The organism is Romboutsia sp. D33t1_170424_H2 (assembly GCF_015669105.1).
Lineage (GTDB): Bacteria > Bacillota > Clostridia > Peptostreptococcales > Peptostreptococcaceae > Romboutsia_C > Romboutsia_C hominis.
Map to the genome: position 1 here is coordinate 18928 of NZ_JADOZQ010000018.1, position 16053 is coordinate 34980.

The window sequence follows — 16053 nt, forward strand, 5'->3', positions numbered from 1 at the left end:
TATAAATTCTGTAATATATTGTAATATTTACTAGTTTTCCTCTAATTTAAATAATATATTTTATTTCTATTAATATTTATACTAACTCTATTTCCTCTTACAAGCTTTAAATCCTTATTTTTTAATCTTACTTCTATAGCTTTTTTACTTTTATCTTTTCTTAAAAAGACACTTATCGTTTCTGGGTTTTCTATTACATTTTCTACTACAAATTCTTTACTTATTGAATCCTCTACCTTATCTATGCTTATATTATTTTCTCTTATACCTATGTACTTAAATTTTTTAGCATTTATATCCTCTATTATTAAATCCCAATCTATAGCATATATGGTATTATCCTCCAAAACCTTAACCCTTGATATGTTTTTACATCCAGTTATTTTAGCTTCTAAAACTGTGCTTGGATTATTGAATAGATCATGTCTATTTCTTTTAACCTTAGCCTCTAACTCTTCATACACTACTATGTCTTCACACATTCTATATGCTTCTTCTATATCATGAGTAACAATTATTGAATTTTTGTTGTATTCATTTAATATTTCATTTATTTCTAATCCTATGTTTTTTCTTAAGTGGTAATCTAGCGCAGAAAATGGCTCATCTAGTAACAATACTTCCGGTTCTGTAACTAAAACCCTAGCTAATGCTACCCTCTGTGCTTGTCCCCCTGACAATTCATAAGGGTACCTATTTTCTAATCCATTAAGCTTTAATTTATTTATATACCTTTGAGATAATTCTTCTATATCTTTTTTTCGTAAATTACTTATTCCAATCTCTATATTTTTCTTTACAGTCATATGAGGGAATAGTCCATAATTTTGAAATAAAAATCCAACTTTTCTATCCTGAGGAGGTAAGTTAACTTTTTCATCCGAATCAAATAATACCTTATTATTTAATATAATTTTACCTTTATCTGGCGTTTCAAGACCTGCAATACATTTTAATGTCATACTCTTACCAGAGCCTGACTGTCCCAAAAAAACTAGTTTTTTACATTCTTGATTTATTTTCACTTTTAATATCTTTTCTCCAACCCTTTTTTCTATATCAATATATAGAGACATTATTATTTCCTCTTTCCTACTATTTTTAATTGTTTGTTAGACCAATAATTAAGTATTAACATTATACCTAGTGACATTAGTATTATTACCATAACCCAAAAGCTAGCCATAGCCATATTTCCACTTTCAACCTCAAAAAATATAGCTATTGGTATTGTTTGTGTTTTTCCAGGTATATTTCCGGCTATCATCAATGTAGCTCCAAACTCACCTATTGCTCTTGCAAATGATAATGCTATACCTCCTATCACACCAGGTGTTGATAGCGGTAATATTATTTTTTTGAATATATTCCACTCACTAAGACCTAAAGTCCTTGCTGATAGTATTATATTTTCATCAATTTGTTCAAATGACGACCTTAAGCTTCTGTACATAATTGGTAAAGATACTGCTACTGCTGAGATTACAGTAGCCCACCAAGTAAATATTATATTTTTATTCATTGATATTAATATATTTCCTACTATCCCATTTTTACCAAATATAAGTAACAAACAAAATCCAACTACTGTTGGAGGTAGTATTAAAGGAAGGGTTAAGATTATTTCGATTAAGGTTCTAAATTTTCCTTTATAGTTCATCATAAGATATGCTATTAAAATTCCTATTATACTTGTTATAATAGTTGCAATTAGAGATGTTTTTATAGATATAATTAATGGTGTCAAATCAAAATTCATATTATATGTAATTCCCCCTATTTTATAGTTATATTTCCTTATACCCATATTTTTTTAATATATCTTGTCCCTCTTTGCTAAATAAAAATTCTTGGAAATCTTTAGCTTCTTCTATATTTTTGCTATCCTTTATTATCGCCATTGGGTATATTATAGGTGAATGGTATTTATCATCTATTTCCTTTATAATATTAATTTTATTATTGTTTACTGCATCCGTTGAATATACAAATCCTACATCCACATTTTCTACTTGAGCCCACGCTAGTACTTCTTTTACATCTTTAGCATAAACTAACTTATCTTTTACTTTTTCCTCTAAGTTTAAATTTTTTAAAGTTTCATATGCATATTCTCCTGCTGGTACACTTTCAGGATGCCCTATTCCTATATGTTTAACTTTTTCACTCATAAGATCGTCTATACTATAACTTTTCGAATTATTGCTACTAACTAAAACCAACTTATTTTTTGCTAAATTTCTTACACTTTCCTTATTTAATATACCTTTTTTATTTAACTCATCTACTTGTTTTTTCCCTGCTGAGATAAATAAATCACAAGGAGCTCCTTGTTCAATTTGTTGCTTTAGAGTTCCTGATGAACCATAATTTATGACTAATTCAACATTATTATTTTTAAGTTCATATTCTTTTTTTAATTCTAAAATTGCTTCTTTTAAGCTTGCTGCTACCGAAACATTGATTTGTTTTTTATTATTTTCATTACTTGTACACCCTAAAATACTAATAGCTATTAAACATACTATTATCATAAAGATGCTAAATTTTTTCATAATATACTTCTCCCTAAATTAATTTTTATAACATCTTTATATTATCAAAAACACCTACATTAATGTAGGTGTTTTAATTATTTTTTATTATTATCTATTATAGTTTTAGTTGTGTCTAAGTCTTTTCCTATACATCTTTGACTGTTTATTCTTTCTGATACTAGCATTTCTGCTAATAAACCTTTTAATTCATGTACTAATTTTTCTATTTCTTTTTTACCTATTTCTTCTTTGTCAATTTCTTTTTTTGCTTCTTTTGGATCTATTATAGTTTTAGTTGTATCTAAATCTTTTCCTATACATCTTTGACTATTTATTCTTTCTGATACTAACATAGTATCTACCATATTCTTAGCTTCTTCTACTAAATTGCTTATTTCTTCTTCTGTAAACTCTTCTTTATCAACACTTTGATCTATTATAGTTTTAGTTGTATCTAAATCTTTTCCTATACATCTTTGTGTATTTATTCTCTCTGATGTTAACATAACTCCTGATATCCCTTTTATTTCTTTCGCTATTGTAGATATTTCTTTTCCTAACTTATTTAACTCTTCCTGTGTTAATTCTTCTTTTTCTACATCTTGGTCTATTATAGTCTTAGTTGTATCTAAATCTTTTCCTATACATCTTTGTGTATTCATTCTTTCTGAAGCTAACATAACCCCTGCTAATCCTGTTAATTCTTCTTTTAAACCATGTAATACGTTTCCTAACTTTTTCATGTCCAGCCACCTCGTTGTTAAATTTTGCATCTCTTAATTATAATTACCATATAAACATTTGTAAATACTTTATTTTATCTTACTTTTATTATACCTATTATTGTAAATATATATATCTCTATTTTGATTAATTTAATATATTATATTCTTACCACGAATTACCTAAGTTTAAACTCTGATTTTGTTTCTCCAATAATTTTTCCTCTAGCATTTTTTAATTTTGGATTATGAAACTTAGATAATTTTTCTTTTTCCTCTTTAGATATTAAACCTAATTGATCTAAAGTTTCTACCACTGCACAGTTGGTGGATATATCACTTCCATCTTCTGTCTTAACAGCTATACCTATTCCATTTTTTTTATCTCCTAATAAATATACACCCTCAGATCCCATTTTCCCAAATATTCTTCCTTTGCATGCCTTCATTAATTCTGTACAAAATCTATCACTTCCTCCTACCATCTCGGGATAACTAATCATAGCTTTAGTTATTCTATTTATGTATTCAGATTTTACATATATATTTGTTGGATTAGCCATTTGTGCAAATCCATATGCTAAGTTTTTTAATTTAAGTGCATGTGTTGGAGCACCACATCCGTCTATTCCAATTAAAATATCTTTCTTATCACATCCACATATCTTAGACATATTATTTAATATTCTTTGCTGAACCGGATGTTTCAATTCTAAGTAATCATCTAAATTTTCCTTATTAGCCTTAGCACTAATCAACATCCCACAATGCTTTCCAGAACAACTGTGATGTTTTTTAGTTATATCTTTTCCTGACCTAATTAAATTCTTGTATACATCTAAGTTAAATGGTACCTTAGTTCCACACTTTAAATTATCTTCACTAAGATTTGATTTTTTTAATATACTATTTATCCCCTCTACATGGTAATCTTCACTAGAGTGAGAAGAGCACATTAATGCTATTTCTTTATCACTTATATTATATTTTTCACAAGCTCCACTCTCTAAAACCTGTATTACCTGTATTGGTTTTACACTAGATCTTGCATATATAATTTTCTCTGGATTTGAATAATACTTTAGTAACTTATTATTACTATCGACTACAGCTATATGAACATTATGGCTACACTCAACTAGGCTTCCTCTATATGTATTTACTGCGCCTATCACTTTAATCCTCCTTATAAAAAAAATATTTTATTAATTATTATATGTTATTTTTCTTTGTCTATATATCTTTTTGAAATTAGTTTATATATAAATTATTCACTTTTTAACTTTTAATTGTTTGCATAAAAACTTTTTGGGTAATAAATTATAGAGGTGATTTTTTGAATTCAAAATATGACTGTTTTAAAATAACCTTGCTATTAAAAGAGCTCTACTCTAAGACAATGTATTCTATAGAAGACAATTTTAAAGAAGAAAGTTTGACTTATCAACAAATTATAGTAATTAAAATTATTGCTCACAATGATGATTTAACAATATCTGATCTTTGCAAAAAAATGTCTTTAGCAAAAGGTACTGTTTCAGGTATAGTTGCTAGACTTGAACAGAGTGGATATTTGGAGAAATTTAAAAAGGAAACTGATAAACGAAATACTTATCTAAAATTTACTGATAAAGGAAAGTCTTTTGCTTTTGAGTTTCGATCTAAGATTCAAAAAAGTTTTGATAATACTTTTAGAAATTGTAATAATGAAGATTTACACGATCTTAAACTAAACTTAGAAAATATTTTATCTAAAATTAAGGAGTGACAACTATGAGTACTAAACTGATAATGGCTATTACATTCATTACATTCGCACTTATATTTTACACTGTAGGTGTTTTTAGCGAAAGAAGAGCTAATACCTTAACTAAAAAACATGTTATAATATTTTGGTTAGGCCTTGTATGTGATACATTAGGTACAACTACAATGACTAGTATAGCTTCTAGCGGAAATTTATCTATCTCTCCTGTTGCAGAGAGTATACATGGGATAACAGGTTTACTTGCTATAGTTCTTATGCTATTTCATGCTTTTTGGGCAACTTATGTATTATATAAAAATAATGAAAACCAAAAGAAAGTATTCCATAAATTTAGTATAGTGGTTTGGTCTATATGGCTTATACCTTACTTTATTGGAATGTTTATCGGAATGATGCATTAGTAGATATAAAATATAAAAAGAACGTTGTATTAATACAACGTTCTTTTTATATTTTATAAGATAATAGTAAACTTAGTACCCTTGTTTATTTCACTTTCTAAGTATATCTTACCATTGTGAAGTTCAACTATCTGTTTTGTTATAGTAAGTCCCAATCCACTTCCACCTTTTACTTCTGAGTTTGCATCTACAACTTGATTAAATCTATTAAATATGGATTCATGGTATTTATTATCTATACCTATACCTGTATCTTCTACAGTAATTATTACATTGTCATTATCTTCTTTTATAGTTATTATAATTTTTCCACCCCTCGGTGTAAATTTAGCAGCATTTCCCACTAAATTAACTATACATCTCTCAATTTCACTAGCATCACATACGATATATTTTTCCTCAACCTCTGGGTCAATTATTAACTCTATACCATTGTTTTCTACATACTCTTTTAATGATAATGTGGCTTCTTCAACCACATATACAATGTCATTTTCTTTTAGGTCTAATTTATATTTGCCATATTCTATCTTTGTAGTGTCAATTAGATTATTTATTAGCCTTAATAATCTTTTGGTGTTTCTATCCATTACCATCATATATTGAGATAATTTTTCTCGTTCTATACCACCTTGAGATTTATTAAATTCTGTTATAAGTTGTTCAGTTGTATAAATTACATTAAGAGGCGTTCGTAGTTCATGAGATAAATTTATAAAGTAATTATTTTTTCTTCTTTCTAGGTCTATTACCTTATTTAAAAGCTCATTACTTTTTTGCATCTCTTTTCTTAATTGAGCTGTTCTCTTCTTTACCATATTATCTAAGCGATTCACTCGATTTACATTATAATAAATTATAAATACAAATATTATTATATATATAAAAATTGCTAAGTTACTTTTATAAAATGGGGGTTTTATATTAAACTTAACTTGATTTTCACTAGTTATCGTTCCATTATAGCTCCTTGCTTTTACCCTTAATGTGTAATTTCCTGGATCTAAATTGCTATAATTTATATCATTAGATTCAACTTTACGCCATCCTTCTTTAGTCCCTTCTAGCATATAATAATACTGTATATTCTTAGTGTTTCTATAATCAGGTAAAAACAAAGTTATATTTATGAAATTTTCATCATGCTCAAATTCCATGTTATTTATATCATTATATTTTTTGCCATTTATCTCAAAGTTATCAAACATAACTTTAGGCGTGTATTTTTCAGTATTTATATCAGATGGATGGAATATATTTAGTCCATTTATTCCTCCAAATATTAACTCTTCTTTCTTATTTTTATATAAAGCATTTCCATTAAACTCTCCACCTTGTAATCCATCTGTTATGCCAAAATTCTCAAATTTTTTTGTCTTTATATTTAGTCTTGATAAACCTGAATTAGTACTTAACCATAAATTTCCCTTATAATCATTTAAAATCCCATATACGATATCATTTGAAAGTCCCTCTTGGGTTGTATAAGTAGTAAATTTACCCGTTTCTTTATCTAGCTTATTTAAACCATAACTAGTCCCTATCCATAAATCTCCATATATATCTTCATTTATATCTCTTATAGTATTTGAACTTATAGAACTTTCATCATTTTTATCATATTTATAGTTTTTTATTTCTTTTGATTTAGGATCTATACTTATAAGACCATTATCTATAAAACACCCTATCCAGTATACACCACTTTTATCTTCATATATAACTTTAGCAAATAAAGACTCTATTCCTGACTTTTCTAGAACTTCATCTAAATTGATTATATCATTAGTCTTAAAGTTTATTATACTTATCCCATTTGGAGTTCCCACCCATAAGTTATCTTTACTGTCTATAAATACAGTTCTTATATCATCTTCTTTTAGCCCATTGGATTTGTCGTATACAATTATACTATTATCATTCTTATCTATTATATTTAAACCACTTCTAGTTCCTATATATATTTTGTCTTCTTTTCCAGTTATATCATTTATAGAATTATCACTAAGTGTATAGTTTGTATTTTCTCTATTTAAATGACTTACATCTCCATTTTTTCTATTAATTATGTTTATCCCTTTAGAGTTTGTACCAACCCATAATAATTCATCTTCATCTTCATATATACCATGAACTATATTTTCACTTAATGAGTTCTTGTCATTAGGATTATTTTTATAATGAATTATCTTATTTTTAGGGTCAAATATGCTTATGCCCGAATATGTTCCAACCCATATAAGTCCACTTTTATCTTCAATTATATCAAAAACGTTGTCCTGAGATACTGAATTATAGTTGGTACTTTCATTTTTATATGTAATAAATTCTTTACCTTCATTTATTTTTGCAAGTCCCCTATCTGTTCCTACCCATAATGTATCATTACTATCCTTATACACTTCTCTTATAAAGTTACTTGGTATGGATTTGCTATTATTCTGATCATGTATATATTTTTTTATCTCATTAGTTTCTATATTAATTTTATTTAATCCGTTTTTAAAAGTTCCAACCCACATATACCCATCATCATATAATAAAGCATATATGTCATCTTTTATTGTTTTATTTACATCTTCACCTATACTATATTTATATACTTTTTTATTCTTTGTATTTAATTTATCTACTCCACTTTTTGTTCCTATCCATATATTCCCATACTCATCTTCTTCTAATTCACGTATATATTGGCTACTTAAATCTTCTTTTCCTCCTAAAATTCGCTCAAACTTATCTTCTTCAGGATTATATAGATTAAGTCCATCTGATGTTCCTACTATTATATCTCCATCTTTAGTCATAAGAATATCTCCTATGTTATTGTGAGATAAATTTCCACTTTCTTTGTCATTAAAATAGTTAGTTATCTTATCTGTATTAATATCTATTTTACTAAGCCCATTAGCTGTTCCTACCCATATATCTCCATTACTATCTTCTTGAAGGCTTACTATGTAATTGTTCGCTATACTGCTTTTTGACCTTTGATTATGTCTATATATCTTAAAATCATACCCATTATATTTGTTAAGACCATCATTAGTACCTATCCACATGTATCCTTTTTGATCTTGAATAATAACTTCTGCTGTTGACTGAGACAAGCCATCTTTATTGCTTATTTTTGTAAAGTGTACATCATAACCATATACTTTATATCCATCCCCTAATATTAATATAGTTATAAATAAAATCATTCCTGCAATATATTTATTTTTCATTATTTTCCCCTTATTTAAAAATCATTCCTACAAAATTATACTATATTGTACATCATTTTTCTACTTTATATATGTTTCAAAACATCTCTCAAATATATCGGTGCCTATTTTACGGATAAATTAATACTCTTTGCAAAAAAAGAAAAGTGCCAAATGCACTTTTCTTTTTTATATTCCTATAACTTGAGTTACACCTTTAACTTCCTTAACAAGTAAATTTTCAATAATAGCCTTTAATGTCATTGTTGCTCCTGGGCATCCTTTACATGCTCCTTGTAACTTCACTAATACAACTCCTTGGTCATTAACGTCTATTAGTTCTACATCTCCACCATCTCTTTGAAGAATTGGTCTAACTTTCACTAATGCTTTTTCTACCTCTTCTCTCATGTCTATCCCCCTTATTTTCTAATACTTTTAGTATTCTACATAAATCTTGAATTTCCTTTATAGATCTATCTTTTATAAATAATTTGTCTAAACTTTGATTTAATCATATACGCTACTTCTTTTGATTCTCTTATATTAAAAATTAATGTTAATATTATATATATAATTAACCCAATTAATGTAGACCCTATACAAGATATGGCTATAAGTTGTTTTTGTTTTTCAAAAATATTCATTCCTAGATTAACTATCTCATAGTATGAAAATTTTATTATTAACCCCATAATAATTGATGCTATCGCTACTTTTATAAAAGTTATTATTGTATTTTTCATACCTATTCTTCCTATCTTTTTTCTAAGAGATATAAATAATAATACAGACGTTGCTATAGCAGATATAGAACTAGCTAAAGCAAGACCACCTATACCCATATATTTAACTAGGACAATAGATAATATTACATTTATTATAACGGATACAGTTGCATTTTTTACTGGGGTCTTTGTATCTTGTAGTGAATAAAATGATTTAGAAAGTATCTCTCTTAATCCATACGCAACTATACCCATAGAGTAATAAAGTAGTGCTGTTGATGTTAATTCAGTAGCTTTTGAGTTAAATGATCCATGTTCAAATAACAAAGTTACTATAGGTGTTGATAATCCCATTACTATAACCATTATAGGCATCATAGCTATCAGTGTTATATTTAAAGATTTTGATACGTTATATTTAAAAGCTTTTATTTTTTTTTCACTAGCTAATTTAGATAGTATTGGATACATTACAGTAGATAAAGATATTACTATAATACCTACTGCAAACATATTTAGCTTATTTGCATAGTTTAGAGCTGTTATACTCCCAGAATCTAGTGTAGATGCTAAAGTTCTATTAACAACTGTATTTATTTGGTTAACATAAGAACCTAGAAATACTGGCAATATAAGATATAATATCTTTATTATATTTTCATCCTTAAAATCTATAATAAATTTATACTTATATCCATGTTTAAATAAAAATGGTATCTGAAATAAAAGCTGTGCTATATATGCAAATAAAGTACCATATACCATAAAATATGAGTTTGTTATTGAGCCTAAAGCTATTGCTATCATTACAAATATATTAAATGGTATCGTTATTAAACCTGATATGTGAACATCTCCTGATGCAACTAAAAAAGATGTTATTAAACCATTTATAGCTATAAATATCATAGAAAAAATTAATATTCTAGAATAAGATATAGTTAAATTTAACACCTCTCCTTTAAATCCCATAGCAAATATCTTGACTATATATGGAGCAAATAATATTCCTATTACGATTAATATCATACTTATTACAGTTACTATATTTAATACATTACTTGTAAATTTATATACTTCATCTATTCCCTTTTTCTCTCTTATACTAAAAAACATTGGTATAAATGTTGTTCCAAGAGATGCACTTATACCATCAAATAGTACTACTGGTATATTAAGTGCTGTAAGATATGCGTCTGTTATATGACCTGCACCAAATGTCCTCGCTAGTACTATATCCCTTAAAAAACCTGTCACTTTTGATGTTAATATTATAATCATTAAGATAATAGCTGCTTTTTTTGTTGTTTTAGCCATATTAGATCCTCATTTCTAAATTTTATTATTACAATTTATTTTTCTAATAAATTTTTTAATTTAAGCTATTATATAATGATACCACTTTTTTTACTATTATTAAACTTTGTTTAATTTTTATACAAAAAGTGCGTACTTTTAAGTACGCACTCTTTATTTATTTCCCTGCTAGTCTCTTATATGTTTCATATCTTTCTTGTATATTTTCTTCTAGTTGTGTAAATAATTCCTCTGCTACATCTGGGAATTGCTTAGCTATTGCAGAATATCTTACTTGACCCATTATAAAGTCTCTTACATTTCCTTTTGGTTCTTTTGAATCTAAGTTAAATGGATTTTTATTTTCTTTCTTAAGTTCTGGGTTGTATCTATATAAATGCCAATATCCACTAGCAACTGCTTCTGCTTCATTATGAACGCTTCTTCCCATACCTTCTTTTAATCCGTGAGATATACAAGGTGCATATGCTATTATTAATGAAGGCCCATCATATTTTTCAGCTTCCATTACTGCTTTAATAAGTTGATTTTTATCTGCACCCATAGATACTTGTGCTACATATACATTTCCATAACTCATAGCCATCATACCTAAATCTTTTTTCTTAGATTTCTTACCTGATGCAGCAAATTTAGCCATAGCTGATAATGGAGTAGACTTTGATGCTTGTCCTCCTGTATTTGAATATATCTCAGTATCAAATACTAATACATTTACATCTTCTCCTGATGCTAGTACATGATCAAGTCCACCATAATCAATATCATATGCCCAGCCATCTCCACCTACTATCCATTGAGATCTTTTAACTAAATAATCTTTTCTAGCTTTAATTTCATCTACTAATTCTTTAGCTTTTCCACTAAATGATTTGTTTTCTATAACTTCTATAACCTTTTTACTAGCCTCTTTAGATGCTTCTCCATCATTCATAGTATTTATCCAATTTTCAAATACATCTTTATACTCATTAGATTCTTCACTAGCCACTAACTCTTCCATTAAGTCACGTAACTTTAATCTAATTTGTTTTACACCTAAATACATACCATATCCAAACTCTGCATTATCTTCAAATAATGAGTTAGCCCATGCAGGACCTTTTCCTTCATGATTTACAGTGTATGGAATTGAAGGTGCTGAACCACCCCAAATTGATGAACATCCTGTAGCATTTGCTATCATCATTCTATCTCCATATAATTGTGTTACAAGTTTTATATAAGCAGTTTCTCCACATCCTGCACAAGCTCCTGAGAACTCAATAAGTGGAGTTCTAAATTGAGAGTCTTTTACATTATTTGCAGTAACTAGATCTCCTTTATATGATACTTTAGATACTGCATAATCCCAGTTTGGTATTTCTGCATCTATCTGAGTATCTAGAGGTTTCATCACTAATGCTTTGTCTTTAGCTGGGCATATATCTGCACAGTTTCCACAACCTGTACAGTCCATAGTATCTACTTGCATTCTATATTGTAAACCACCAAATGCTTTTCCAACAGCTTTTTTAGTTCTGAAAGTTTCAGGTGCATTATTTACTTCTTCTTCATTTAATAAGAATGGTCTTATAGTTGAATGAGGGCATATATATGAACATTGATTACATTGAATACAGTTTTCTAGTATCCATTCTGGAACATTAATTCCTATACCACGTTTTTCATAAGCTGCGGTTCCTGCTGGGAATGTACCATCTTCTATTCCATTAAATGCACTTACAGGTAAAGAATCTCCTTCTTGGGCATTCATAGGTCTTAATATTTCTCTTATAAATTCTGGCTCATTTTCATGATGTTCTTCACTATCTGTTGCATTTGCCCATGAATCTGGTATATTTATCTTTACTAGAGCACTCTTACCTTGCTCTACTGCTTCATAGTTCATATTAACAACTTTTTCACCCTTTTTACCATAAGCATTACTTATTGATGATTTTAAATATTTAGTTGCCTCTTCTTCAGGTATTATATTTGCTAATTTAAAGAATGCTGATTGCATTATCATATTTATTCTATTTCCAAGACCAATTTCTTGTGCTATTTTAGTAGCATTGACTGTGTAGAAGTCTATATTATTTTTAGCTAAGTAATTTTTCATCTTTGCTGGTAAATGCTCTTCTAATTCTTTTTCATCCCATATTGTATTTAATACAAATGTACCATTTGATTTTAATCCTTTTAATAAATCATATTGAGTTACATATGATTGATTATGACAAGCTATATAATCTGCACTATCTATTAAATAAGTAGATCTTATTGGTTCATCTCCAAATCTTAAGTGAGACATAGTTACCCCACCAGATTTTTTAGAATCATATGCAAAGTATGCTTGAACATACTTATCTGTATTATCTCCTATTATCTTTATAGCTTGTTTATTTGCTCCAACTGTACCATCTGATCCAAGTCCCCAGAACTTACAATTTATAGTTCCTTGTTTTACTACTTTAAGTTCTTCTTTAACTTCTAAAGATTTATGAGTTACATCATCAACTATTCCTACTGTAAATTGATCTTTTGGATTGTCACATACTAAGTTATCAAATATAGCTTTTATATCTGTTGGTGTTACATCCTTTGATCCAAGTCCATATCTACCACCTATAATCATAGGAGCATTTTCTTGTCCATAATATGCAGCACGTACATCTAGATACAGAGGTTCTCCTATTGCACCTGGTTCTTTAGTTCTATCTAGTACACATATTTTGTTAACACTCTTTGGAATTACTTTTAATAAATGTTCCTTACTAAATGGTCTAAATAAATGAACTTTTACCAGTCCATATTTCTCGCCTTTTGCATTTAATTCATCTATAGTTTCTTCAATAGCCTCAGTTACTGAACCTATTGCTATTAATATTTCTTTTGCATCTTCTGCTCCGTAGTAGTTAAATAATCCATATTGTCTACCTGTTAATTCGCCAATTTTATTCATATAATTTTCTACTATCGGAACTATTTCTTCATAATACTTATTACTTGCTTCTCTTGTTTGGAAGTATATATCAGGATTTTGAGCTGTACCACGAGCTACAGGATGATTTGGAGATAAAGCTCTATTCCTAAATTCTTGCAATGCCTTTTTGTCTAGTAAGTTTGCATAGTCTGAGTACTCAAGTACTTCTATTTTTTGTATTTCATGTGATGTTCTAAATCCATCAAAGAAATGTATAAAAGGAAGTCTTCCTTTTATTGCTGCTAAATGAGCTACGGGTGCTAAGTCTGCTACCTCTTGAACTGACCCTGATGCTAACATTACACATCCAGTTTGGCGTGCTGCCATAACATCTTGATGATCACCAAATATTGATAATGCTTGGGCTGCTAAGGCACGAGCACTTACATGGAATACTCCTGGAAGCAACTCTCCTGATACTTTATACATATTAGGTATCATAAGAAGCAATCCTTGTGATGCTGTATAAGTAGTAGTTAATGCTCCTGATTGTAGTGATCCATGAAATACTCCTGCTGCTCCTGCCTCAGATTGCATTTCAACAACATTTACTTTTTGATTAAATATATTTTTTAAACCTTTAGCTGACCAATCATCCACTGATTCTGCCATATTTGATGATGGTGTTATTGGAAATATTGCAGCTACCTCAGTATAAGCATATGATACATATGCTGCTGCTGCATTTCCATCCATAGTTTTCTTTATTTTTCCCATAGTTTTTCTCCTTCTATGTAAATAATATCATGACTTCTATTTATTATTTTTCCATAAAGCAGCTTTAATATTCTACTTTAATAAATTTATATTATTAATTTTATATAGTCCTATCTTTAATATTTCTGTCGTAATATAATGCGCCTAATATAGATAGCATATTACACCCTAATAGAAATAAATTAGCTTTATCCAAGGAAAACTTCTCTATAAAATATCCAACACTAGCAGTTCCAATTATAGTTGATACACTATTAAATATAGCAAATGCTACTAACTGTGATGATGTTTTTAAATTACTAGGAGATATTCTATCTATTATTATTTTTCCTACTACTAATATTATTGGTAATGTAAATGCTTGTAGGACAGCACTAATATATATAATATTTATATTACTTCCAAATCTTAGGATTAGTATTTGAAGAAATAGTCCTAATGGTGATAATAATAATAATTTGTCAGGACTTAATTTATGCATAATTTTTTGTGCTAAAATAAGCATAGCTATCTCACTTATTGAGCTTATAAAATTAAATATTCCTAAGTTTACAGTGTTTCCCCCTACATATTCTATTCTATAAGGTACTAACTGACAGTATCCTCTAAACGGGATACAAATTATTAATAATATAATTACAGTGAGTATATATTCTTTATTATTGAATAACTCTTTTAAATTTCCACAACCCTTATATTCTTTTACCGTATCTTTTATCTTAAGGCTTATAAATAGAGTTAATGACAACATTATTAGATATATTATGTTTAATATATGATATCCATACTTTTCTGTTATAATTCCTGATGCTAATACTCCAAATGCCCACCCAGTTGAACCAAAAGCTCTAAAAAATCCAAATTTTGACTTTGCATTTTCTCCACTTTCTATTACCCAACTATCAGGTATACTAGTCAATATATAATAAAAAAATCCCATAATTACAAAACTAATATAAAATAATATTTTAATATTTATAAAAATAGCTAAAGCTGTACTAAACATTACACCTAATAAAGAAAATATAAATATTTTTTTAATTGTTTTTAATTTATCACAGCAACAACCTGCTATTAGTTGTCCCAAAATTCCGCTTACAGTGTAAAAACTTATTAATGTAGCCGTTTCTATTGGACTAAACCCTTTATATTGTAAAAATGGAATCAGCATTCCTGCTATACTTGATAATCCAAAGAATAATAGAAAATACAAAAACTTAAATAAAATTAAATCCAATTCATCCCTCCTTAATATAAATAAAATTTAGTATTCCCTATTATCTATAATTTGAGTATAGATAAACAAAAAAAGAAACTATTTTTCAATAGTTTCTTAAAATAAAAAAGATTACGTGGCTACGTCTTACTCTCCCAGGGGGTCGCCCCCCAAGTACCATCAGCGCTAAAGAGCTTAACTTCTGTGTTCGGTATGGAAACAGGTGTATCCTCTTTGCTATAATAACCACATAATCTTTATCTGGAGCGGGTGAAGGGGATCGAACCCTCACAGCCGGCTTGGAAGGCCGGAACTCTACCATTGAGCTACACCCGCATATTTAGTTTTATTAGTACTTTCAAAACTGTATACCATTTAGATTCATCATTTAAATGAGGTCAAGTCCTCGACCTATTAGTATCAATAAGCTAAATACATTACTGCACTTACACCTTCGACCTATCAACCAGGTA

The 16053-nt window shown here is 28.3% G+C and carries 12 protein-coding genes, 1 tRNA gene and 2 rRNA genes; 2 read left to right on the forward strand and 13 right to left on the reverse strand.

Translation table 11 applies throughout. The features are described from left to right. Positions 1-41: 41 nt before the first annotated feature. The 5 genes from I4U66_RS13435 to I4U66_RS13455 form a co-directional block, all read right to left on the reverse strand. Positions 42-1076, reverse strand: a complete 1035-nt coding sequence (locus I4U66_RS13435) for a sulfate/molybdate ABC transporter ATP-binding protein (protein WP_195929215.1) — start codon at positions 1074-1076, stop codon at positions 42-44. Between the two features lie 2 nt (positions 1077-1078). Then, positions 1079-1759 carry a molybdate ABC transporter permease subunit gene (gene modB / locus I4U66_RS13440; RefSeq protein ID WP_195581845.1) on the reverse strand — a complete coding sequence of 227 codons (681 nt, stop codon included), beginning with the start codon at positions 1757-1759 and terminating at the stop codon, positions 1079-1081. A 28-nt stretch (positions 1760-1787) separates the two neighbouring features. Continuing rightward, on the reverse strand, positions 1788-2555 hold the full coding sequence (modA, locus tag I4U66_RS13445) for a molybdate ABC transporter substrate-binding protein (protein WP_195581843.1): 768 nt from the start codon (positions 2553-2555) through the stop codon (positions 1788-1790). Positions 2556-2632: 77 nt separating this feature from the next. Next, positions 2633-3280, reverse strand: coding sequence for a hypothetical protein (locus I4U66_RS13450; protein WP_092923055.1), 648 nt, complete (start codon positions 3278-3280; stop codon positions 2633-2635). A 158-nt stretch (positions 3281-3438) separates the two neighbouring features. After that, positions 3439-4434 carry an asparaginase gene (locus I4U66_RS13455; protein WP_202819466.1) on the reverse strand — a complete coding sequence of 332 codons (996 nt, stop codon included), beginning with the start codon at positions 4432-4434 and terminating at the stop codon, positions 3439-3441. 161 nt (positions 4435-4595) lie between these two features. Here I4U66_RS13455 and I4U66_RS13460 point away from each other — a divergent pair, with 161 nt between their 5' ends. Further along, positions 4596-5027 (forward strand): MarR family winged helix-turn-helix transcriptional regulator, encoded by a 432-nt coding sequence (locus I4U66_RS13460; RefSeq protein ID WP_243248316.1) that lies wholly within the window; start codon positions 4596-4598, stop codon positions 5025-5027. A gap of 5 nt (positions 5028-5032) precedes the next feature. Next, positions 5033-5428, forward strand: coding sequence for an HsmA family protein (locus tag I4U66_RS13465; RefSeq protein ID WP_092923050.1), 396 nt, complete (start codon positions 5033-5035; stop codon positions 5426-5428). Between the two features lie 53 nt (positions 5429-5481). Here I4U66_RS13465 and I4U66_RS13470 read toward each other — a convergent pair whose 3' ends face one another. From I4U66_RS13470 to I4U66_RS13505, 8 genes are all read right to left on the reverse strand, one after another. Further along, positions 5482-8655 carry a ligand-binding sensor domain-containing protein gene (locus I4U66_RS13470; RefSeq protein ID WP_242871287.1) on the reverse strand — a complete coding sequence of 1058 codons (3174 nt, stop codon included), beginning with the start codon at positions 8653-8655 and terminating at the stop codon, positions 5482-5484. Positions 8656-8823: 168 nt separating this feature from the next. Next, positions 8824-9045 (reverse strand): NifU family protein, encoded by a 222-nt coding sequence (locus tag I4U66_RS13475; protein WP_092923047.1) that lies wholly within the window; start codon positions 9043-9045, stop codon positions 8824-8826. 65 nt (positions 9046-9110) lie between these two features. Continuing rightward, positions 9111-10679 (reverse strand): murein biosynthesis integral membrane protein MurJ, encoded by a 1569-nt coding sequence (gene murJ, locus I4U66_RS13480; protein WP_195581842.1) that lies wholly within the window; start codon positions 10677-10679, stop codon positions 9111-9113. Positions 10680-10836: 157 nt separating this feature from the next. Then, complete coding sequence (nifJ, locus tag I4U66_RS13485) at positions 10837-14364, reverse strand: pyruvate:ferredoxin (flavodoxin) oxidoreductase (protein ID WP_195581840.1); 3528 nt, start codon at positions 14362-14364, stop codon at positions 10837-10839. Between the two features lie 100 nt (positions 14365-14464). Continuing rightward, positions 14465-15601, reverse strand: coding sequence for an MFS transporter (locus tag I4U66_RS13490; protein ID WP_166504838.1), 1137 nt, complete (start codon positions 15599-15601; stop codon positions 14465-14467). 113 nt (positions 15602-15714) lie between these two features. Further along, positions 15715-15831 (reverse strand): 5S ribosomal RNA (gene rrf / locus I4U66_RS13495). An 11-nt stretch (positions 15832-15842) separates the two neighbouring features. After that, a tRNA-Gly gene (locus tag I4U66_RS13500) sits at positions 15843-15916 on the reverse strand. Between the two features lie 58 nt (positions 15917-15974). Then, a 23S ribosomal RNA gene (locus tag I4U66_RS13505) occupies positions 15975-16053 on the reverse strand; the annotation flags it as partial.